The sequence below is a fragment of the Candidatus Pantoea soli genome, assembly GCF_007833795.1.
GTDB classification, from domain to species: Bacteria; Pseudomonadota; Gammaproteobacteria; order Enterobacterales; family Enterobacteriaceae; genus Pantoea; species Pantoea soli.
In genome coordinates this window covers 242,651-265,653 of sequence record NZ_CP032702.1, presented here as the reverse complement: position 1 = coordinate 265,653, position 23,003 = coordinate 242,651, and the positions used below count along the sequence as shown (strand labels likewise).

The following is a 23,003-nucleotide window of genomic DNA, read 5'->3' as shown; positions in this document are numbered from 1 at the left end:
AGGACACCGTCCATGGGAAAAGTTCTGCCGTGTACAACAACTATTCGATTCGCAAAGTAAAAACAGTTAACAACCGGCACATCACTGTTAAATCATAGCTTGGGGCTGGCAGAAGCCAGGGTGGATCGCAAAAAATTCTTAACGGGCGAGCAAAAAGGGGAAGCGGATCACTTGTCGGGCGCAATTTGCGTTAAAATTTGCACACCGCCAGCGCAAAAAAAAGCCGGGAAACCCCGGCCTGTCTGGATTCGCGTTACGCTTAGTCAATCAGCAGACGCAGCATGCGACGCAGGGGTTCAGCCGCGCCCCACAGCAGCTGATCGCCCACGGTAAAGGCGGAAAGATACTCCGGCCCCATATTGAGCTTACGCAGGCGACCCACCGGCGTTGTCAGACGGCCCGTGACCGCCGCAGGCGTCAGTTCACGCATCGTGATATCACGGTCGTTCGGCACCACTTTTACCCATTCATTATGCGAAGCCAGCAGCTGTTCGATCTCATTCAGCGGCACATCTTTCTTCAGCTTCAGGGTAAACGCCTGGCTGTGACAGCGCAGCGCACCGACGCGCACGCACAGGCCATCCACCGGAATGGTGTGGCGGGTAGAAAGAATCTTGTTGGTTTCTGCCTGGCCTTTCCACTCTTCGCGGCTCTGGCCATTATCCAGCTGCTTGTCGATCCACGGAATCAGGCTGCCCGCCAGCGGTACGCCGAAGTTATCCGTTGGCAGCGTGCCGGAACGGGTAAAGTCAGTCACGCTACGCTCGATGTCGAGAATGGCGGACGCAGGATCCTGCAGCGAGGTCGCGACGTGGTCGTGCAGCATGCCCATCTGGGTCAGCAGCTCGCGCATATGGCGCGCGCCGCCGCCGGAAGCGGCCTGATAAGTCGCCACCGACGCCCACTCGACCAGGTCGTTAGCGAACAGTCCGCCCAGCGACATCAGCATCAGGCTGACGGTGCAGTTACCGCCGACAAAGGTTTTAATGCCGCTGTCCAGGCCCTGACGAATGACCTGGTGGTTAACCGGGTCGAGGATAATGATGGCATCGTCTTTCATGCGCAGCGTGGAAGCCGCGTCAATCCAGTAACCCTGCCAGCCGCTTTCACGCAGCTTCGGGTAGACTTCACTGGTATAATCGCCGCCCTGGCAGGTGATGATAATATCCAGCGCTTTCAGCGCCTCAATATCAAAAGCATCCTGCAGCGCACCAGCAGACTTACCGCCAAACGCTGGCGCAGCCTGACCGAGTTGCGAGGTGGAGAAGAAGACCGGATTGATCATATCGAAATCACGTTCTTCGCTCATGCGTGACATCAGCACAGAGCCGACCATGCCGCGCCAACCAATAAAACCTACATTCTTCATTTTCTGTCCGTCTCAGGAGCTCTGGCCGAGGCCTGTATGGTGCGAGTAAAAGATCTGATGCGCCAGGCGCGTCAGTCTGCGTAATTCAGGTTTACCTGGGACCCTCAACTCTACAAAATGCAGCACTTCTGGCAAGTGAATTAATTCGATTACGCTAACTTTTTCAGCAGTACAACTAATAACGGCTGCCGCCGCTCTGAAGGGATGGTTTACTAATAATGACTGAGATGATATCCGCGACCATATTGCTGCTGTTGATCATGGACCCGCTGGGCAACCTGCCGATTTTTATGTCGGTACTGAAGCATCTGGAGCCAAAGCGTCGCCGGGTCGTGCTGATGCGCGAAATGCTGATTGCGCTGATTATCATGCTGCTGTTTCTGTTTACCGGCGAGCGCATTCTCGCGTTTCTTAATCTGCGCACCGAAACCGTCTCTATTTCCGGCGGCGTGATTCTGTTTCTGATCGCCATCCGCATGATTTTTCCTTCTGCCGAGAGCAGCACCAGCGGTCTGCCCGCCGGCGAAGAGCCGTTTTTAGTGCCGCTGGCGATTCCACTGGTCGCAGGCCCCTCTCTGCTGGCTACGCTGATGCTGCTGTCGCATCAGTATCCTCATCAGATGACACATCTGGTGGGCGCGCTGCTGATTGCCTGGGGGGTCACGGTAGGAATTCTGCTAATGTCCGGCCTGTTCCTGCGCCTGCTGGGTGATAAAGGCGTCAACGCGCTGGAGCGGCTGATGGGCCTGATTCTGATTATGCTGGCAACACAAATGTTTCTGGACGGGATTCGGGCGTATCTGAAACTGTAGCGTTTCGCATGCTGGCGGATCTGCGGATTCGCTGGTGGCCCTGGCGGGCTGACGGGAACAGTACCACGATGCTTCGAATCGCAACGCAGAGTTCCATAAAACACTCATGATAATGTTATAAAAAATAGTGGTCCAGATAATAAAAATGGGTTGCCTGTTTACAGGCAACCCTCATGAAAAGTGGATAAGCTCTTTATAAACAGTGCAGTACCACGAATAACAGGAGTCAATCACTGTTATCTCCTGGTATCCAATAGCCAGGATTTAGGATTTTTTATTGTAAGCGACTCTAATCATTAGTTATAATCCACCTGCTCAAGGAGGATGACGCGATGAACAATATTGAATCTTATAAAGGAACCGGAATATTCATTATCGTCGAACGGATCTACAACCGTGATGCGCTTAACTGGCATGGTATTGGCGCCTCGCTGCTCCAGGTCCACCGAATGGTTTACCAGCTTTATCGCAAACAGGACGTGTATCCCGAAGGTAAAAAAATCACTGCAGATAACATTTCCTTGTGGCAGCGAATAAAAATATTATCTGGTGCACATCTCATTCAACACAATTCCGCTGATAATGATACCCGGTTCGCACTTGATTATGCGGGCTCTACCTTCAAAGGAACACCTGTTAACATACCAGGCCTGAATTGAAAATCAATACCAGAATTCCTGACTAAAGAATACAAATTACCAACCGGAAGGATAATAGCATAGGGTCAGAATCCTATCTCAAACATTAATCTTTATGGGCGACCCGATATAAAATTTGTCATGGGTAGCGGTGGAAAAGACGATCCCGTAGCTGCAGCTAAATACGAAATGAGCACTCGACAGCTTAAACCTGTCGATATGATTCATGAATTACCTTCGCTAATGCGTGAATTGTCGTTATTGAGGTAAAGATGAAACTTCTCATGATCTACATTATCACTGGCACGCTGTTTGTCGGATTCGGATATTTATCATTTGATTATTTCATTGGTCTGTACCTCGACGTATTTTATGGCATTACCAATGATATCCGTGAGATAGTTACCGCGCCGATTCTGGTTGCTCTTTTTTATCTGGTATACTATGTTGCCAGCATTGCACTGCTCAGAAAAATAAAAAAAATTACGCCAAAAAAAGAATTGGCATTTCAATTATTTTTTTAATTGCTAACAGTTTGCTATCTCTGTTCTGTTTTAAAGCATCCCTCTTGAGAGTTGCAGAAAACCCGGGCAAAGCCACCCAACTCTTACAGGTTGATAATCTGAGCCTTGCTACAGCGTATGCTTTAGCAGCCTTGCTGTCTCTCATCATTTTTGTGGTGGTTAGAATAAAATGGCGCTGACATTCTTATTAACATCAATAAAGAATGGATTGATAAAGACATTTGATTATAGCGGCAAAGATAGCCGCTTAGACTACATCATTTTTATGATATTTCAGATTATCTGGTTTTGCTGTTATCTCAATGTGTTCGCTTCATCCACAAATGAAATAGCATGGATTCCTTTACTGCTTTTTGTTTTTCCATCGCTGGCTTGTGGCAGCAGAAGAATAAACGATGCGGGATACTCACGGGGGGTGTTTATTCTTTTGATCGTTGCGCCTTATTTATTGTTCCCCTTTCTGGCTTTTCCTGCATCAGTAAAAAAAGAATAAATCGGACTGACCAATGAAAGGGTCAGCCAGGTGTTTGCATATCTATAAAAGGTGAGAATTAGCGCGCCAGTCGGATATTGTTGAATCACCATTTATGACGTAACGCTGTCCATTGAGCGTTTGCGGTCGCCATGAATGGCGACCCGGTTATTGCCCGTTTTTACAGGGTGCGCATTTATGCGCACCGGTATCAACAGGCCGATGTGCGTAACCGATTGTCTTTAATAGCGACCGATATGCATGACCCGTTATTTCTGCTTCTTCTCTATCGCTTTACCCGACCAGTAGCCCGCCAGCAGGGAACCGGACAAATTGTGCCACACCGAGAACAGCGCGCCGGGCAGTGCAGCCAGCGGTGAGAAGTACAGTTTGCCCAGCGTGGCGGCCAGGCCGGAGTTCTGCATGCCCACTTCCAGCGCCAGCGTCCGGCAGGTGGATTCGTCAAACCCAAACAGCTTGCCACCCCAGTAGCCGCCGAGCAGTCCAATGGCGTTGTGCAGGATTACCGCTGCGATCACCATCAGCCCGACCGAACCGATAAAGCTCTGGCTGCCTGCCACTACCGCGCTGATGATCAGCAGAATGCAGACCATCGAAAACGCGGGCAGCCAGGGTTCCACACGCCGCACCACACTGTTCATGCTGTGGTGAATCATCAGACCCAGGCCAATCGGAATCACCACGATTTTCACTATGCTCAGCAGCATCCCAACCACATCCACCTGAATGTGCGTGTCGACATAAAAGCGCGTCAGCAGCGGTGTAGCGAACACGCCCACCAGCGCCGAAACCGAGGAGATGGTGACCGAGAGCGCCACATCGCCCTTCGCCAGATAAATCATCACGTTGGACGCGGTACCGCTGGCCACGCTCCCCACCAGAATCATGCCGGCAGCCAGATCGGGCGGCATCTGAAACAGTTTTGCCAGCCCCCAGGCAGCCAGCGGCATTACCAGGTAGTGCAGGAAGGTGCCGGCAATGACCGGTGCCGGGCGTACCAGCACGCGTCTGAAATCATCAATGTTCAGCGTGACGCCCATGCCGAACATAATCAGCATCAGCAGATAAGTGACCCACGGTCCGATGCCGAGGAAGGTAGAAGGCGAAAAGTACGCGGCTACGGAGAGCAGTACAGCCCAGAGCGGAAACAGGCGGGTGAGTCTGGCGAGCATGAAGAGATGTCCTTACGATTTTATTTAACTGAAGAGTGCCACCAATAAAATTGCGTGCGGGGAACGGCCGCCGCAATCCGTGCCGAATCATAACATTTCATGATTGTCTGCGCGGGCAAGGCGGCGAAATGCCGACGCGCTGCTGCAGATAGCCCGTCAGGCACCGCCATTACGCTGGCATTTGTCTGAAACAGCGTCAGGCTGCGCAGCAGACATAAAAAAAGCCGGACAATGTCCGGCTTTCATCAGGCAGAGCGGGGATTACGCACCAAACAGGTTCTGGTGCAGCGCACGCACCACTTCTTCGGCATCCGGCGTCGGCACCAGGAAGCAGAGGTTATAGCTGCTGGCCCCGTAGCAAATCATGCGCAGGTTGAAAGGCTCCAGTGCGCCAAACACCTCTTTGCCCACACCACAGGCTTTGGACAGGTTGTTGCCGATAATCGCCACCAGCGCGAGGTTCTCTTCCACCTCTACACGGCACAGCGAGGAGAGTTCCGTCAGCAGCGCCTGGGTCAGCAGGCTGTCGCTGCTGCTGGTGGAGCCGGTGGTATCCAGCGTCAGCGCCACGTTAACTTCCGAGGTGGTGACCAGATCCACAGAGATGTTGTGACGCGCCAGAATGGCAAACACCTCGGCGAGGAAACCATGCGCATGCAGCATATTCGGGCTATGCAGCGTCAGCAGGGTTTGCTTACGGCGCAGCGCCAGCGCGCGGAACAGCGGCGGATTGGGTGTTTCATTGCACACGCGCGTGCCGCCGGCCGCCGGGTCTTTGCTTGAGCCGACAAACACCGGAATGTCGCTGCGCACGGCCGGCAGCAGCGTCGCCGGGTGCAGCACTTTCGCGCCGAAGATCGCCATCTCCGCCGCTTCTTCAAAGCTGATCTCTTCAATACGCTTCGCCGTTGGCACCACGCGCGGGTCGGTGGTGTAAATGCCGGCCACGTCAGTCCAGATATCTACGCGCGCGGCGTGCAGCGCTTCGCCCAGCAGGGCCGCGGTATAATCGCTGCCGCCACGGCCCAGCGTGGTTGTCCGGCCCTTGCTCTCACTGCCAATAAAGCCCTGCGTGATCACCAGCGCTTCACTGATACGCGGCGCCAGCTGTGCGGCGCAGAGCGATTGCAGCGTGTCGACGTCAGGCTCAGCGCGGCCAAAGCGATCGCTGGTGCGCATCACTTTACGCACGTCGAACCACTCAGCGTTGATCTGACGCTCGCGCAGAATCTCAACGAACAGCAACGTGGACATCAGCTCGCCATGGCTGACCAGTTCATCGGTCAGGGCTGCAGAGGTGGCCAGCGCCGCGGCTTCCGCCAGCATCAGGATATTTTCCAGCATGCGGTCAATCTCCTGACGGATAACGTCCGGAGCCTGTAAACGATCGATGATGGCGTATTGAATGGTGCGGATTTCATCCAGCAGGTAAGCACGCTGCTCCAGCTCCTGGCCCTCCGCCAGGGAGACCAGCAGATTGGTGATACCGGCAGAGGCGGAAAGCACCACTAAGCGTGTATTCGCATCGGAAAGAACAATATCCGCGCTGCGGTTCATGGCATCGAAATCGGCAACGCTGGTGCCGCCAAATTTTGCCACGATCAACGATTGAGACATGTAACAAAACCTCGTGTCAGGTTATCTCCTCCCATTCGCGGAAGAGAAGATCGGGTAACAGCCTTGGCACAAGAGAAGAGCAGAATTGGACAGACAAGATCAGGAGATGAGTCACCAAAAGCACTTCACCTTGCGAAACGTCCGACTGCGGACGTTTCTGGTGACAACCCAGAGGATTCAGCCCCTGCAGCCGACAGCACAACACACCGCGTGTTGCGCCACCTCGGCGTCGCACCCCCTGATGTGTTCTCGCTGGATACGGTTCCTCGAACACACTGCCTGGGCGACGCGCCTCTTCTGGCTTGCACCCGAAGGTGCAAGTCGCGGGCATAAATTATCGATTAATTGTTCTGCTGTCCAGCCTCGCGGCGCGTGGGAAAATCATTTTTACACTTACGCTTGCGCATTGCAGAGCAAACGCCGTGCCGGGCGGCAGCCTAAAGTTAAACGCGGCAGCCCGTGATGCCGCCTTTTGCTGACGCGGCGCAGCGTTTCCTGTGGCTTTTCAGCCGATAATCGCGGGCGGATTTACCTGAAACACGGCGCAGCTTATGACAAATTTTTTCCTTTCAGTTGCAACTGTGGTCATACTGAAACGCGAATTGTTTAGGGTATAGCTTGTAAGCCGTAAGTGAAGCTAAGCATGCCGGGCCAGCAGGATGCGCCCGACGGGAATGACGGTTCTACTATCAACAAGAGTGTTGCCATGAAAAATATCAATCCGAAACAAACCGCAGCCTGGCAAGCGCTGCAGCAGCATTTTGAACAGATGAAATCGGTGCAGATTGCCGACCTGTTCCAGCAGGATGCCGATCGTTTTGCGAAATTCTCTGCCACCTTTGATGATCAGATGCTGGTGGATTTCTCAAAAAACCGCATCACTCAGGAAACCCTCGACAAACTACAGGCGCTGGCAAAAGAAACTGATTTAGCCGGTGCGATTAAATCCATGTTTTCCGGTGAAAAAATTAACCGCACCGAAGATCGCGCCGTGCTGCATGTTGCCCTGCGCAACCGCAGCAACACGCCGATTCTGGTGGATGGCAAAGACGTGATGCCAGAAGTCAACGCGGTGCTGGCGAAGATGAAAGCCTTCTCTGAACGCATCATCAGCGGGGAATGGAAAGGCTACACCGGCAAGCCGATTACTGATGTGGTGAACATCGGCATTGGCGGCTCTGACCTCGGTCCGTTTATGGTCACCGAAGCGCTGCGCCCGTATAAAAATCATCTGAATATGCACTTCGTTTCCAACGTGGATGGCACCCACATTGCCGAAACGCTGAAAAACCTTAGCCCGGAAACCACTCTGTTCCTCGTGGCGTCGAAAACCTTTACCACTCAGGAGACCATGACCAACGCCCACAGCGCGCGCGACTGGTTCCTGAAAACCGCCGGCGACCAGCAGCATGTAGCGAAGCACTTTGCGGCGCTCTCCACCAACGGTAAAGCCGTGGCGGAATTTGGTATTGATACCGACAACATGTTTGAGTTCTGGGACTGGGTAGGTGGCCGCTACTCACTGTGGTCAGCAATTGGTCTGTCGATCATTCTGTCGATTGGTTTTGCCAACTTTGAACAGCTGCTGAGCGGCGCGCACGCCATGGATAAGCACTTTGCCACCACGCCAGCGGAGCAAAACCTGCCGGTCCTGCTGGCGCTGATTGGTATCTGGTACAACAACTTCTTTGGTGCCGAAACCGAAGCGATTCTGCCTTACGACCAGTACATGCACCGCTTTGCCGCCTACTTCCAGCAGGGCAACATGGAGTCCAACGGCAAATATGTGGATCGCAACGGCCATCCGGTGGATTACCAGACCGGCCCGATTATCTGGGGCGAGCCGGGCACCAACGGTCAGCACGCCTTCTATCAGCTGATTCACCAGGGCACAAAACTGATCCCTTGTGATTTCATCGCGCCGGCCCAGACGCACAACGCGCTGGCCGATCACCATCAGAAGCTGCTGTCGAACTTCTTTGCGCAGACTGAAGCGCTGGCGTTTGGTAAATCGCGTGAGACAGTGGAAAAAGAGTTTGCCGATGCCGGTAAATCCGCCGAATCGGTAGCCCATATCGTGCCGTTCAAAGTGTTTGAAGGTAACCGCCCGACCAACTCCATTCTGCTGCGTGAGATCACGCCATTCAGCCTCGGTGCGCTGATTGCGCTGTATGAGCACAAGATCTTCACCCAGGGTGCCATCCTCAACATCTTCACCTTCGATCAGTGGGGTGTCGAGCTGGGCAAACAGCTGGCGAACCGTATTCTGCCGGAACTGGAAAACGACACGCAGATCAACAGCCATGACAGCTCCACCAATGGCTTAATTAATCGCTACAAATCCTGGCGTTAATTGCCTTCTGTGCTGACAGCAGGGCGGCCACGCGGCCGCCCTGTTTATCCCTGGCACATTTCCCTCTGCCGGCGTCTCCTCCCGCCCTGCCTCGCTTAGAAAATTCTTAAAGTGACCTAAGGAAAATCGGAAGATCGCGTTATTGCGTGCCCCTGCATACGGTTAAAAATGGTCCTGATTTACCGCCTTCTGATGTGTATCCTGCTGATTATTAAAGGGCTTGCGTAACAGACATTTCAGGAAAATCTGATTATTCCTATTCCGTGCCAGTTTTTAATGCAAAAGCACAAAATCCTGCTGTAGCGTGCGCAACAGTGTAAAGATGCCATCCAGCGCAAAAAGCACAATGATTAAAAGCAGCTATCGCCAATTCGCCTTATTTTTCACCAGAATCATCCCGACCAAACGCCCTCTTTTCCTGATGCTGAACTCTGGTAATTTGTTGCCCTATACTGAGTCCGCCCGAAATCCGGGTACATCCTTCATTCATTTCAATGCAGGAAACGTAGTGATGAAAAAACTTATGGTTGCCGGTGCAGCCCTTCTTTACGTTGCCGTCTCTTCTGCCGCGATTGCCGCGCCGGAAGAAGCGGGTGCTGCAGCAGGCGCGCAGGCGGGAGCAATCTCGTCCGGTGCGACCACCGCTGTCGGTATCGGCGCGCTCGGTGCGTTAGTGGGCCTCGGCATCGCCGCTGCTGGCGGGGGTGACGGCGCAAATACCGGTACAACAACCACCACAACAACGAGCACCACTCGTTGAGGTAACACCTTTAAACATAACCACACTGTCGTGTGGTTATTTTTTGCTTTTTGGTTCGATTTAGACAGGGATACACAGTGCGCCGACTCTCTTTGCTGCTGCTTTGCCTGCTGCTGCAGGCCTGTACACAAACGCAAAAAGGCCTCGAACAGACCGTGATGCTGGCCATCAGCGGTCCGGACGATGTCACCGTCACCGATCAACAGATCGCCAACCTGCCCTACGCCAGCATGTATGCCCGGGTGAATAACGGCCCGCGTATTTTCGTGGTGCTGGGCTACAACGAAAACGACCAGCAGAAGTGGATCACCCAGGATAAAGCCATGCTGGTGATGCAGCATGGCCGGCTGGTGAAAACGCTGGGACTGAGCAGCAATCTTGAGGCGGTCAGTCAGCTGGCGCAGGACCCTCTGGCGGATGCGCTGCACCTGCAAAATGGTGCCCGCTGGACGCGGGTGGTGCAGTGGCGCGAGCAGTCACAGCCCCGCGCGGCCACGGCGACCTCCACCTTTGCGCGCGGCGACGATACCGTGCTGAACCTGGCAGGCGAGCCGGTGCCGTGCCGCGTCTGGCACGAAACCGTACGCATCGACAGCCTGGGTGCAGAGTGGCAGAACACCTTCTGGATCGCAAACCGCGACGGCATGGTATTACAGGCGCAGCAGATGCTCGCCGCTGATCAGTATCCCATTGTCACCACTATTCTGAAGCCGGCAAAATCATGAAAAAAATTATTCCTCTGCTGGCCGCGCTGGCCCTGAGCGCGGCAGGATCGGCACGGGCGGATGGCGACGTGACGGTGCACGGTGTCACCGCAGGCCACCTTGATCATGTACAGACCCTGAGTCAGCTGGTTACCCGCTCTGCGCTGCAGACCTGGTGGCCGGGCACCGTTATCGCTGAGCGCAGCGCAACCGCTGTGGCACAGCAGCAGCAGCAACAGCTGCTGGCCGATCTACGCGCCTGGCAGGCTGACAGCGGTGCTTCGCTGGCAGCGACTATCGGCTCGGTCATCCGTCAGCTAAGCGCGGTGAAGGTCACCGGCCGTCAGTTCACCTCACTGGATCCGGACTGGGTGCGCCTGCGCCCGGAAGCCAACCGCACGCTGGAAGGCAGCTACGACCTCTATACGCTGGCACAACCGGATCAGGTGCTGGTGCTGGGTGCGCTGAGCAAGCCGGGCAACGTGCTCTGGCAGCCCGGCCGTACGGTGCGCGAATATCTTGCTGAGCAGGATCGCCTGCCAGGTGGCGAGCGCAGCGTGGCCACGGTGATTGCCCCGTCCGGCGAAACGCATCAGGTCCCCATCGCCTACTGGAATCAGCGTCACGTTGAAGTGGAGCCCGGCAGCATCATCTGGCTTGGCTTCACCTCATGGAGCCTGCCCTGGGGCCAGGCTGATTTGAATGCGCGCATGCTCTCCGTTCTGACTCACCGGATTCCAGACTGATGAAAAAACAACTTATTATCAGCCTGCTGGCTGCTTCTGTCTCTGCGGCCTGCCAGGTGCAGGCGGACACCTGGCCACAGCCGGTTGGCCCTTCACAATCGGATTTTGGCGGCGTTGGCCTGATGCAGACGCCAACAGCGCGCATGGCCAGAGAGGGCGAATTCAGCCTGAACTTCCGCGATAACGATCAATATCGCTACTATTCCGCGTCGCTGCAGCTGTTCCCGTGGCTGGAAACCACCGTGCGCTATACCGACGTGCGGACGCGTCGCTACAGCGCCGTGGCAGATTTCAGCGGTAACCAGAGCTACAAAGACAAGGCGTTCGACGTCAAACTGCGGCTGTGGCAGGAGAGCTACTGGCTACCGGAAGTGGCGGTTGGCTCACGCGATCTGGGCGGTACCGGCCTGTTTGACAGCGAATATCTGGTCGCCAGCAAAGCCTGGGGGCCGTTTGATTTCACCGCCGGGATTGGCTGGGGATATCTGGGCAACAGCGGCAGCATTAAAAACCCGTTCTGCTCCTACAGCGACAGCTTCTGCAACCGTACCGGCGGCGGCACAGCCGGTGCGATTAATGGTTCGCAGATGTTCCACGGCCCGGCCGCGCTGTTTGGCGGGGTGGAGTATCAGACGCCATGGCAGCCGCTGCGCCTGAAGATGGAGTATGAAGGCAATAACTATCAGGATGACTTTGCCGGACGGCTGGCGCAGCGCAGCAAGGTCAACGTCGGGGCTATTTACCGCCTTACCGACTGGGCAGACATCAACGCCAGCTACGAGCGCGGCAATACCTTTATGTTTGGGGTAACCGTACGCACCAACTTTAACGATCTGCATCAGCCCCATATCGACAATGACAAACCGGCTTATCAGCCGCAGCCGCAGGGTGAACTGCTGGAGCCGACGGTGGTGGCGAACCAGCTTACCGATCTGAAATACAACGCCGGGCTGAGCGGCCCGCGTATTCAGACCAAAGGGCATACGCTGTACGTTTCCGGCGAGCAAACCCGGTATCGCGATACCCGTGAAGGTGTCGATCGCGCCAATCGCATCATCATGAATAATTTGCCTGCCGGCATTGATACCATTGATGTCACCGAATCGCGCTTTAACATGCCGCAGGTGACCACGCGCACTGACGTGGCCAGCCTGCGCAATTCGCTGCAGGGCTATCCGCTGGGGCATGAGCAGCCGCTGCAGCAGACGCGCGGCAACCCGGTGGAGGTGGAGCACTCCGAACAGGGCTATTTCATTCGTAAAGAGCGCCTGGATTACAGCCTGTCGCCGGTGCTGAATCAGTCCGTGGGCGGCCCGGAAAGCTTCTACATGTATCAGGTTGGCGTCATGGGCAACGTTGACTACTGGCTGACGGATCACCTGCTGGTGGGCGGCAGTCTGTTTGGCAACATCGCCAACAATTATGACAGGTTTAACTATAACGGCGCGCCAGCCGATTCGACCCTGCCGCGCGTGCGCACCCATATCCGCGATTACGTGCAGAACAACGTTTACGTTAACGATCTGCAGGCCAACTACATGCGTTACCTCGGTAACGGTTTCTATGGCCAGGTGTATGGCGGCTATCTGGAAACCATGTACGGTGGCGTGGGCGGTGAAGTGCTGTATCGTCCGGTGGACAGTAACTGGGCGCTGGGTCTCGATGCTAACTATGTGAAGCAGCGTGACTGGGACAACATGATGCAGTTCACCGATTACAAAGCCCCGACCGGCCACCTCACCGCCTACTGGCGTCCCTGGTTCAGTCAGGATGTGCTGGTGAAAGCCAGCGTCGGTCAGTATCTGGCGAAAGATAAAGGGGTGACGCTGGATGTATCGAAGCGCTTTGACAGCGGCGTTATGGTGGGCTTCTACGCCACCAAAACTAACGTGTCGGCCCAGGCGTACGGCGAAGGTGACTTCACCAAAGGGTTCTATATTTCGATTCCGATGGATCTGTTTACCGTGACGCCAACCCGTGGTCGTGCGCAGGTGAACTGGGTGCCGCTGACGCGCGATGGCGGTCAGATGCTGGGTCGCAAATACCAGCTGTACGATCTGACATCAGACCGCGACGCACGTTTCAACTAAAGCACTGCGCGGGGGCAACCCCGCGCCATGTTCCTGCGGTGCATGGCCGGGCGTGCCCGGAATACCGTACAGGCAGGCCGGACTGCCGCCGGGCCGCCCAAAGGCGCAGCGCAGGCAGCGGTTACTCGGCGTCGTAGCCCAGGTTCGGGGCCAGCCAGCGCTCTGCCTCACTGACACTCATTCCTTTGCGCGCCGCATAATCTTCCACCTGATCGCGCTGAATCTGCGCCACGGCAAAATAGCGGCTCTCCGGGTGGCTGAAATACCAGCCAGCAACCGACGCGCCCGGCCACATGGCATAGGATTCAGTCAGCTTCATACCGGTGTGTTTTTCGACGTCCAGCAACTGCCAGATCTGCGCTTTCTCCGTGTGTTCCGGGCAGGCCGGATAGCCAGGCGCCGGACGGATACCCTGATAGTTCTCGCGAATCAGCGCCTCATTGCTCAGGTTTTCGTGGGCGGCGAAGCCCCAGATGACCTTACGCACCCGCTCGTGCAGATACTCGGCAAAGGCTTCTGCCAGGCGGTCCGCAATCGCCTTCAGCATGATCTTGTTGTAATCATCGTGCTGTCTGTCGTATGCCTCTGCCAGCGCATCCTCTTCCAGACCACCGGTGACGGCAAACGCCCCGAGGTAATCAGCTTTGCCGCTGAATTTTGGTGCCACAAAGTCGGCCAGACAGTAGTTGGCGAAGTCGGTTTTTTCCGTCTGCTGCCGCAGATGATGGCTGACACACAGCACGCGATCGCGCTTTTCGTCGGCGTAGATTTCAATGTCATCACCCGTGCGGTTAGCCGGGAAGATCCCCACCACGCCGCGCGGGGTGAGTGCGCCGCTTTCGCTCAGCCGATCCAGCATGGCATTGGCGTCAGCAAACAGACGTTGCGCCTCCTCACCCACCACCTCATCTTCCAGAATGCGCGGATACTTACCGGCCAGCGACCAGGTCATAAAGAATGGCGTCCAGTCAATGTAGTTGCGCAGCGTGGCAATGCTGGCTTCGACCGGCGTGACGCCCGGACGATGGGCCACCGGCGGTGTGTAGCTCGTCCAGTCGATGGCGTAATCATTATCGCGCGCGGCCTGCAAACTGACCGGCGGCGTGCGCGGTTTTTTGCGCGCATGCTGGATACGCACCGTCTCATACTCTTTGCGCGTGCGCGCCACAAAATCCGCTTTCAGCGTCGGCGACAACAGCGCTGACACCACGCCCACGGTGCGGGACGCGTTCTGCACGTAGACCGTCGGGCCGCTGTAGTTTTGTTCGATCTTCACGGCGGTGTGCGCTTTCGATGTGGTTGCGCCGCCAATCAGCAATGGCAGGGTAAAGCCCTGGCGCTCCATCTCTTTCGCCACGTTAACCATCTCGTCGAGCGAGGGCGTAATCAGCCCGGAGAGACCGATAATGTCCGCCTGCGTTTCGAGAGCGGTTTTCAGGATCTTTTCGCCTGGCACCATGACGCCAAGATCGATGATTTCGTAGTTATTGCACTGCAGCACCACGCCCACGATATTTTTACCGATGTCGTGCACATCCCCTTTCACCGTCGCCAGCACGATTTTTCCGTTGCTGCTGCCCGCCGCTTTGCTGGCCTGAATAAAGGGCTCCAGATAAGCCACGGCCTGTTTCATGACGCGCGCGGATTTTACCACCTGCGGCAGGAACATTTTCCCCTCGCCGAACAGATCGCCGACCACGTTCATGCCAGCCATCAGCGGCCCTTCAATCACCTCAATGGGACGGGCGACGGCCTGCCGCGCTTCTTCGGTATCCTGCTCAATAAACTCGGTGATCCCTTTTACCAGCGAATACTCCAGGCGCTTTACCACATCCCAGCTGCGCCACTCCGCCTGCTGTTTTTCCTGTTCGCCGTCACCTTTGCTGCCGCGATACTTTTCCGCCAGCGCCAGCAGGCGCTCCGTGCTGTCATCGCGGCGGTTGAGGATCACATCCTCGACGGCGTCGCGCAGTTCGGCAGGTAAATCGTCATAGATGGCCAGCTGCCCCGCATTCACAATGCCCATATCCATGCCGTTGCGGATGGCGTAATAGAGAAATACCGCGTGGATCGCCTCGCGCACCGGTTCATTACCGCGAAAGGAGAAGGAGACGTTAGAGACGCCGCCGGAAATCATCGCGTGTGGCAGCTCGCGTTTGATATCTTCGCATGCGCCGATAAAGTCCATGGCATAGTTGTTATGCTCTTCAATGCCGGTGGCAACCGCAAAGATATTCGGGTCGAAAATGATGTCTTCCGGCGGGAAACCCACCTCTTCGGTCAGGATTTTGTAGGCGCGGCGACAAATTTCGATTTTGCGCGCGCGGGTATCCGCCTGCCCTGCTTCATCAAACGCCATCACCACCACCGCGGCACCGTAGCGTCGCACCTTGCGGGCATGTTCGATGAACGGCTCTACGCCCTCTTTCATCGAAATCGAGTTCACGATGCCCTTGCCCTGAATACACTGCAGACCCTTTTCGATCACTTCCCATTTTGAGGAGTCAATCATAATGGGCACGCGGGCGATATCCGGTTCACCGGCAATCAGGTTAAGAAAGCGCACCATGGCGGCTTCCGCATCCAGCATGCCTTCGTCCATGTTGATATCAATGATCTGCGCACCGTTCTCCACCTGCTGCCGCGCCACGTCCAGCGCTTCACTGTATTTTTCTTCTTTAATCAGGCGTTTAAACCGGGCCGAACCGGTCACATTGGTGCGCTCACCGACGTTGACAAACAGCGAGTCAGCCTGAATATTCAGCGGTTCCAGACCGGACAGGCGGCAGGCCACCGGAATCACCGGTAGCGCACGCGGAGCCACCCCTTCCACGGCAGCGGCCATCGCGGCGATGTGTTCCGGCGTGGTGCCGCAGCAGCCGCCGATAATGTTAAGAAAACCGGCGCGCGCCCATTCGCCAATCTGCGCAGCCATAGTGGCCGCATCCAGATCGTACTCACCGAAGGCGTTAGGCAGGCCGGCGTTAGGGTGTGCCGTGACATACCCTTCCGCGATGCGCGACAGCTCCTGCACGTACTGACGCAGCTCATCCGGGCCGAGGGCGCAGTTCAGGCCAAACGACAGCGGCTGTGCATGGCGCAGCGAGTTGTAAAACCCTTCGGTGGTCTGGCCGGAAAGCGTGCGGCCCGAGGCGTCGGTAATGGTGCCGGAGATCATCAGCGGCAGCGTCACGCCCATGGCTTCCATCTCTGTCTGCACGGCATAAATCGCCGCTTTGGCGTTAAGCGTGTCGAAGACGGTTTCGATCATAATGATATCCACGCCGCCGGCGATCAGCGCATGAGTGGATTCCCGGTATGCGTCCACCAGCTGGCTGAACGTGATATTGCGAAAGGCGGGATCGTTCACATCCGGCGAGATCGAGCAGGTGCGGTTGGTCGGGCCGAGCACGCCAGCCACATAACGCGGCCGATCCGGGGTGCGGGCCGTCCATGCGTCCGCGCAGGCGCGCGCCAGCTTTGCCGCTTCAAGGTTGATCTCAGCGGAGAGCGCTTCCATGGCGTAGTCCGCCATGGCAATCGGCGTGGCGTTAAAGGTATTGGTTTCGAGAATGTCGGCCCCGGCGGCCAGGTAGGCGTGATGGATCTCGCGGATGACCTCCGGCTTGGTCAGCACCAGCAGATCGTTGTTGCCCTTTACATCGGCAGGCCAGTCGGCAAAGCGGCTGCCGCGAAAATCCTGCTCGCTCAGGTTATAACTCTGGATCATGGTGCCCATGCCGCCATCCAGAATCAGGATGCGCTGTGCCAGCTGCTGATGCAGCATTGCTGTTTTGTCGCTCACTCTCGCCCCGCCCACGTCATCGATCTGGCTGAATGCCAGCGAATCATACTGGCACAACTTTCTCAGGAGCAAAAGCCAGCGGCGGTGCAATGTGACAGCACGGTGAGGTTACAGATCCGACCAGTAAGGGAGGGTTTGCATTCAGCGCGTTTGAAACGAAAATGGTTTCCACATTTACAGCAAACGTGGAGACGTTATGGCAACCCCGGTTCCCGCCAAACGCGGTAAAAAGCCCCGCACTTCTGGCGCAGCCAGCGCCCCTGCCGGTGGCCAGGTGCAGTCCCTGACGCGCGGCCTGCGTCTGCTTGAGCTGATTGCGGAATCGCATGGCAGCGTGGCGCTGACCGAACTGGCGCAGCAGGCCGGTTTGCCCAATTCCACCACGCACCGCCTGCTGACCACCATGCAGCAGCAGGGCTTTGTGCATCAGGTGGGCGATCTTGGGCTCTGGACCATTGGCTCTCATGCGTTTGTCGTTGGCAGCAGCTTCCTGCAGAGCCGCAACTTACTGGCCATCGTGCATCCAATCCTGCGCCGGCTGATGGAGGACGCAGGCGAGACCGTTAACCTGGCGGTGCTGGATCTCAGCGACTATCAGGCGGTAATTATCGACCAGGTGCAGTGCACCCAGCTGATGCGCATGTCAGCACCGATTGGCGGCAAACTGCCGATGCACGCTTCCGGCGCCGGCAAAGCGTTTCTTGCCCACCTGACCGATGAGCAGGTGACCGCCCTGCTGCATCAGAAAGGCCTGCATTACTACACGCCGAAAACGCTGATGTCGCCGCACAGCCTGAAAGAGAACCTGACGCTGATCCGCAAAATGGGCTTTTCGCATGATGACGAAGAGCACGCGCTTGGCTTGCGCTGCGTGGCCGCGCCGATTTATGACGAACACGGCGAACCCTTTGCCGCTATCTCGATCTCCGGCCCGCTGGCGCGTATGACCGACGACCGCATTACCGAACTGGGGGCGCTGGTGATCCGCGCCGCCAGACAGGTGACGCAGACCTATTCTGGCCGCTAAGCCGCCACCGTGGCATAGCGCGTGCTAAAGCGCTGTGCCGTGCGCCAGGCGATCACCTCTTCAATATGTCCGGCGCGGATGCGCGCCTGCAGTGCCCGCCACCAGCCGGCATCAAACAGCTGCGGATGCAGCGCCTGCAGCAGCTTTCCGGTCGCCGGTTCGCTGCACAGCGCATAGCGAAAGGTTTCCGGGAAGACATCGTCCGGCCCAACGCTATACCAGGGTTCGGCCTGCAGCTCATCTTCTTCATAGCGCGCAGGCGGCACATCGCGGAACACCAGTTCGGTCATCGGACGAATTTCATCGTAATCGTAGAACACCACGCGCCCGTGACGCGTCATGCCGAAGTTTTTAAACAGCATATCGCCAGGGAAGATGTTTGCCGCCGCCAGCTGACAGATGGCATCGCCGTACTCTTCAATGGCGTGCTGGCGCTGTTCTGGCGTGGCCTGCATCAGCCACAGATTGAGCGGCTCCATGCGGCGCTCCAGCCACAGGTGTCGGATAATCACCACATCCTCCCGCAGCTCGATTTTCTCCGGAATATCGCGTTTGAACTCCGCCAGCAGTGCGTCCGGGATGCGCGCCCGCGGCAGCGCAAACGATTCGAACTCCTGCGTATCGGCCATGCGCCCGACGCGATCGTGCTCTTTCACCAGCCGGTAGCAGGCGCGCACCTGCGCATCGGTGACCTCTTTCTGCGGGGCGAAACGGTCTTTGATCACTTTGAACACACGATCAAATCCTGGCAGCGTAAAGACCAGCATCACCATACCGCGCACGCCGGGCGCAATCGTGAACGCCTCCTGACTGTGGGCCAGATAGTGCAGATATTCGCGGTAGCATTCGGTTTTGCCGTGCTTCTGACAGCCAATCGCCATATAGCGCTCGGCCACGGTTTTCCCCGGCAGGATGGGCTGCAGCCACGCCACCAGCGCCGCCGGTACCGGGGCATATACCATGAAGTAGGCGCGTGCAAAGCCGAACACGATGCTGGCGTCGTTGCTGTCAGTCAGACAGGTATCGATCCATAAGCGTCCGGCGTCATCACGCTGAATCGGCAGCAGGCACGGCACCATTCCACCGTCACTCAGCTGCAGGCGGGCAACAATCCAGGCGGTTTTGTTGCGGTAAAACAGTTCACTGGCGACATCCAGCGTGGCATGTGCCAGCTGTGCCGCACTGAACTGTTCGTGCAGGTGGCGCACAATCCAGCCGATATCGCGCGTCTGATCCTGCCACGGCAGGCGCAGCGGAATGTCATCCAGCAGCTGTCGCAGCGTCTCCTGCCAGCTCTGCTGCCGCCGGTACAGGCGTGACAGCGGCCGCTGCGGCATCGGCGCGGGCGCAACCGGCTGCGAAGGAAAGATAAACAGGCGCTCCGGCGACATATCGTTATGCCCCTGCAGGCGGCAGTAGACAGAGTTGAAAAAGCTTTCGGCAATTTCATGGCGCGGATAACCCGGCAGCAGCGTGGCATAGTGGTTTTTGACCCGCAGCCAGAAGGCCGCGTCCCAGTCCGCCATTTCATTGAGAATGCGTAACTGGTTTGCCACCAGCCCAACGTGATGGTCATACAGATGAATGCGCGCTTTCATGGCCTGCTGCACGGCCTGCCAGTCTGCCTGCTCAAAGCGCTGCTGCGCACCGGCGGTGATATCCAGGAAACGACCATACTGAGCATCAAAGCCCTGCAGAATGGTCTGGGCGATCAGAGACTCTCTGGGTGACATCGGCATCGCTCCGGTAAACAGGGCCCCTCCCTGGGCCAGCGTGACGGATCAGAACTGGGCGGCTTCGGTAGAGCCTGTCAGCGCGGTAACAGAGGATTCACCGCCCTGGATCACCGTGGTGATACGGTCAAAGTAACCAGTGCCCACCTCCTGCTGATGAGAGGAGAAGGTGTAGCCCTGTTCGCGGGCGGCGAACTCCGGCTGCTGCACTTTTTCCACGTAATGGCGCATACCCTCTCCCTGCGCGTAGGCATGCGCAAGGTCAAACATGTTGAACCACATGCTGTGGATGCCGGCCAGGGTAATGAACTGGAAGCGATAGCCCATCTCACTCAGCGCCTGCTGGAAGCGGGCGATCGTGCGGTCGTCGAGATTCTTTTTCCAGTTGAACGACGGCGAGCAGTTATAAGCCAGCAGCTTGCCCGGATACTGCGCGTGAATCGCTTCGGCAAAACGCTGTGCCAGCGCCAGATCCGGCGTGGAGGTTTCACACCACAGCACATCGGCGTAAGGCGCATAAGAGAGGCCGCGGCTGATGGCCTGCTCAATGCCGGCGTGGGTACGGAAGAAACCTTCGGCGGTACGCTGACCGGTGATAAAGGGCGCATCACGCGTGTCGCAATCGGAGGTGATCAAATCCGCAGCATCCGCATCGGTACGGGCGATCAGCACTGTCGGCACGTTCATTACATCAGCGGCAAGGCGCGCGGCAACCAGCTTCTGAATGGCTTCCTGCGTGGGCACCAGCACTTTGCCGCCCATGTGACCGCACTTCTTCACTGCCGCCAGCTGATCTTCAAAATGCACCGCACCGGCGCCGGCCTGAATCATCGCTTTCATCAGCTCAAAGGCGTTGAGCACGCCGCCAAATCCGGCTTCCGCATCAGCAACAATCGGCAGAAAGTAATCAATGTAGTCCGCATCGTCCGGCGACAGCCCGCTGGCCCACTGAATCTGATCGGCCCGCTGAAAACTCTGATTGATCCGCTCCACCACGCTGGGAACAGAATTGACCGGATAGAGCGACTGATCCGGATACATTTGACCTGCCAGGTTGGCATCTGCCGCCACCTGCCAGCCAGAGAGGTAAATGGCTTCAATGCCGGCTTTGGCCTGCTGCACCGCCTGACCGCCGGTCAGCGCGCCGAGGCTATTGATATAGCCTTTACGCGCCGTGCCGTTCAGCAGTGCCCAGAGTTTGCGCGCGCCGCGATCGGCGAGGGTACAGGCGGGATTGACCGATCCGCGCAGGTTAACCACATCTTCCGCCTGGTAAGGGCGCGTAATCCCCTGCCAGCGTGCATCCTGCCAGTCTGCTTGCAGTTGGGCGATCTGTTGTGTACGCATGTTCATAGAAGTCTCTCCGGCATCAGGGCAGCAGGCGGTAGCCTGGCAGCGTAAGGAAGGGAACCAGCTGGTCGTCAGTGGTGATCTGTGCCATCAGCGCAGCGGCATCTTCATACCGGCTCTGCTGCCAGGCGCTATTCCCCAGGCGCTGCCGCAGCGCGGCCAGCTCTTCCTGCAGGAACTGCTCAAAAAGCGCCGCTGTCACCAGCTGGCCATTGCTGAGGATTTGTTTGTGATGAATCCACTGCCAGATTGACGTGCGGGCGATCTCAGCCGTGGCCGCATCTTCCATCAGCCCTTCAATCGGGACGCAGCCATTGCCGCTGATCCAGGCTTCAAGGTACTGCAGTGCCACGCGGATATTGGCGCGCATGCCCGCCTCGGTGCGCTGTCCGCGACAGGGACGCAGCAGGCGTTCGGCGGTAACGGGTGAATCCTGTTCGCGGCTGATGTGCAGCTGGTTTGGCTGGGTGCCGAGCTGATGGTCAAACACCGCCATGGCAATGTCAGCCAGACCCGGATGTGCCACCCAGGTGCCATCATGTCCGTTGCTGGCTTCGCGCGTTTTATCTTCCTGCACTTTTTGCATCACCCAGGTATTGCGCTCAGGATCTTTAGCCGGGATCAGCGCCGACATGCCGCCCATCGCCAGCGCGCCGCGACGGTGGCAGGTGCGGATCAGCAGGCGTGAATACGCGTCAAGGAAAGGCTGATCCATGCTAATCTGCTGGCGATCCGGCAGGATACGATCGCTATGCTGCGCCAGCGTTTTGATGTAGCTGAAGATGTAATCCCAGCGTCCACAGTTCAGGCCCACCACGTGATCGCGCAGTTCCCACAGGATCTCATCCATCTGAAATACCGCCGGCAGGGTTTCGATCAACACGGTGGCTTTGATCGTACCACGCGGCAGACCGAAACGATCTTCGCTGAAGCGGAAGATTTCGCGCCACCAGGCCACTTCGCTGGCGTGCTCCGTTTTCGGCAGATAGAACCAGGGCCCGTGCCCTTTTTCCAGCAGCGCTTCCGCGTTGTGAAACAGATACAGGGCAAAATCGAACAGGCCGCCCGGTATGGCTTTGTCACGCCACTCCACATGTTTTTCATCCAGATGCAGACCACGCACGCGACACATCAGCAGCGCCGGATCGGATCGTAGCTGATAGATCTTGCCGGTTTCGCTGGTGAACTGCAGCGTACCGCTCACGGCATCACGCAGCGTCAGCTGTCCGTCAACCAGCTTTTGCCAGGTGGGTGCCAGCGAATCTTCGAAATCCGCCATGAATACATTGACGTTGGCGTTCAGCGCGTTGATCACCATTTTGCGATCCGGCGGACCGGTGATCTCGACCCGGCGATCGCGCAGCAGCTGCGGTATCGGGCGCACCTGCCAGTCACTTTCACGAATGGAAGTAGTTTCCGGATTAAAGTCCGGTAAGCGACCACAATCGTACTGCTGCTGCCGTTGCTGACGCGCTTTCAGCAGCCGTTCACGCTCGGGGGCAAAACGCGCGACCAGCGCGTGCAGAAAATCGATGGCCTGCGGCGTAAATAGCTGTTTTTCCGCGGCTGTGAAGGGCTGGCTGAACGTCAGCGTAGGGTTGATTACCGTATCTGTCATGCGGGCTGCCTCCTGTTTTGATCCGCTTTGCAATAAGTGGATCGTTTTGTAGGGTTTTTTTTAACCGGCAAGATCAGAGCATAATCATTTCGATTTTATTTTCAAAAACTATTTCCATTTTTTCTGAGTTATCACGATATCCCATTGAATATGCATTAATTTAATTGCCCGAATTAAAGGCAATAACTTCCA

At 56.8% G+C, this 23,003-nt stretch carries 17 protein-coding genes and 1 riboswitch; of the genes, 10 read left to right on the top strand and 7 right to left on the bottom strand.

Annotated elements, in window-relative coordinates; all coding sequences use genetic code 11:
• Positions 1-259 precede the first annotated feature (259 nt).
• Positions 260-1,369 (bottom strand): aspartate-semialdehyde dehydrogenase, encoded by a 1,110-nt coding sequence (gene asd, locus D8B20_RS01165; RefSeq protein WP_145886349.1) that lies wholly within the window; start codon positions 1,367-1,369, stop codon positions 260-262.
• Positions 1,370-1,587: 218 nt separating this feature from the next.
• Between asd and D8B20_RS01160 the strand changes: the two genes are divergently transcribed.
• The 4 genes from D8B20_RS01160 to D8B20_RS01145 all read left to right on the top strand — a co-directional run bounded on the left by D8B20_RS01160 (position 1,588) and on the right by D8B20_RS01145 (position 3,836).
• A complete protein-coding gene (locus D8B20_RS01160; protein ID WP_145886347.1) occupies positions 1,588-2,181 on the top strand; it encodes a YhgN family NAAT transporter in 594 nt (197 codons plus the stop codon).
• A gap of 332 nt (positions 2,182-2,513) precedes the next feature.
• Positions 2,514-2,840: a hypothetical protein gene (locus tag D8B20_RS21755; protein WP_261388045.1), complete on the top strand. Its 327-nt coding sequence runs from the start codon at positions 2,514-2,516 to the stop codon at positions 2,838-2,840.
• Between the two features lie 263 nt (positions 2,841-3,103).
• Positions 3,104-3,343: a hypothetical protein gene (locus D8B20_RS01150; protein ID WP_145886345.1), complete on the top strand. Its 240-nt coding sequence runs from the start codon at positions 3,104-3,106 to the stop codon at positions 3,341-3,343.
• A 169-nt stretch (positions 3,344-3,512) separates the two neighbouring features.
• The gene (locus D8B20_RS01145) at positions 3,513-3,836 is read left to right on the top strand and encodes a DUF805 domain-containing protein (RefSeq protein ID WP_145886343.1); all 324 of its coding nucleotides are present in this window, start codon (positions 3,513-3,515) and stop codon (positions 3,834-3,836) included.
• 248 nt (positions 3,837-4,084) lie between these two features.
• Here D8B20_RS01145 and panS read toward each other — a convergent pair whose 3' ends face one another.
• Together panS and lysC are read right to left on the bottom strand one after the other, a co-directional pair.
• Positions 4,085-5,008, bottom strand: coding sequence for a ketopantoate/pantoate/pantothenate transporter PanS (panS, locus tag D8B20_RS01140; protein WP_145886341.1), 924 nt, complete (start codon positions 5,006-5,008; stop codon positions 4,085-4,087).
• Positions 5,009-5,269: 261 nt separating this feature from the next.
• On the bottom strand, positions 5,270-6,625 hold the full coding sequence (lysC, locus tag D8B20_RS01135; RefSeq protein WP_145886338.1) for a lysine-sensitive aspartokinase 3: 1,356 nt from the start codon (positions 6,623-6,625) through the stop codon (positions 5,270-5,272).
• Between the two features lie 110 nt (positions 6,626-6,735).
• Positions 6,736-6,930, bottom strand: a riboswitch (Lysine riboswitch).
• 401 nt (positions 6,931-7,331) lie between these two features.
• Between lysC and pgi the strand changes: the two genes are divergently transcribed.
• From pgi to D8B20_RS01110, 5 genes are all read left to right on the top strand, one after another.
• Positions 7,332-8,978, top strand: a complete 1,647-nt coding sequence (gene pgi / locus D8B20_RS01130) for a glucose-6-phosphate isomerase (RefSeq protein WP_145886337.1) — start codon at positions 7,332-7,334, stop codon at positions 8,976-8,978.
• A gap of 511 nt (positions 8,979-9,489) precedes the next feature.
• On the top strand, positions 9,490-9,738 hold the full coding sequence (yjbE, locus tag D8B20_RS01125; RefSeq protein ID WP_145890329.1) for an exopolysaccharide production protein YjbE: 249 nt from the start codon (positions 9,490-9,492) through the stop codon (positions 9,736-9,738).
• Between the two features lie 77 nt (positions 9,739-9,815).
• Entirely contained in the window at positions 9,816-10,463 is a 648-nt protein-coding gene (locus tag D8B20_RS01120) for a YjbF family lipoprotein (protein ID WP_145886335.1), read from the top strand.
• A complete protein-coding gene (locus D8B20_RS01115) occupies positions 10,460-11,188 on the top strand; it encodes a capsule biosynthesis GfcC family protein (RefSeq protein ID WP_145886333.1) in 729 nt (242 codons plus the stop codon). The genes D8B20_RS01120 and D8B20_RS01115 overlap by 4 nt, the downstream gene beginning before the upstream one ends.
• Positions 11,188-13,278, top strand: a complete 2,091-nt coding sequence (locus D8B20_RS01110) for a YjbH domain-containing protein (RefSeq protein WP_145886331.1) — start codon at positions 11,188-11,190, stop codon at positions 13,276-13,278. The genes D8B20_RS01115 and D8B20_RS01110 overlap by 1 nt, the downstream gene beginning before the upstream one ends.
• Positions 13,279-13,399: 121 nt before the next feature.
• Here D8B20_RS01110 and metH read toward each other — a convergent pair whose 3' ends face one another.
• Positions 13,400-17,065 carry a methionine synthase gene (gene metH, locus D8B20_RS01105; protein WP_261388081.1) on the bottom strand — a complete coding sequence of 1,222 codons (3,666 nt, stop codon included), beginning with the start codon at positions 17,063-17,065 and terminating at the stop codon, positions 13,400-13,402.
• 214 nt (positions 17,066-17,279) lie between these two features.
• On the opposite strand from metH, the gene iclR reads away from it, so the two are divergent.
• A complete protein-coding gene (iclR, locus tag D8B20_RS01100) occupies positions 17,280-18,110 on the top strand; it encodes a glyoxylate bypass operon transcriptional repressor IclR (protein ID WP_145886327.1) in 831 nt (276 codons plus the stop codon).
• On the opposite strand, the gene aceK is transcribed toward iclR, so the two are convergent.
• Genes aceK through aceB form a run of 3 tightly spaced genes read right to left on the bottom strand, consistent with a single transcriptional unit; the run spans position 18,107 to position 22,811 of the window.
• A complete protein-coding gene (gene aceK / locus D8B20_RS01095) occupies positions 18,107-19,843 on the bottom strand; it encodes a bifunctional isocitrate dehydrogenase kinase/phosphatase (RefSeq protein ID WP_145886325.1) in 1,737 nt (578 codons plus the stop codon). The two genes, iclR and aceK, sit on opposite strands and share 4 nt — an antisense overlap.
• A 48-nt stretch (positions 19,844-19,891) precedes the next feature.
• Positions 19,892-21,196, bottom strand: a complete 1,305-nt coding sequence (gene aceA, locus D8B20_RS01090) for an isocitrate lyase (protein ID WP_145886323.1) — start codon at positions 21,194-21,196, stop codon at positions 19,892-19,894.
• Positions 21,197-21,212: 16 nt separating this feature from the next.
• A complete protein-coding gene (aceB, locus tag D8B20_RS01085; protein WP_145886321.1) occupies positions 21,213-22,811 on the bottom strand; it encodes a malate synthase A in 1,599 nt (532 codons plus the stop codon).
• Positions 22,812-23,003 lie beyond the last annotated feature (192 nt).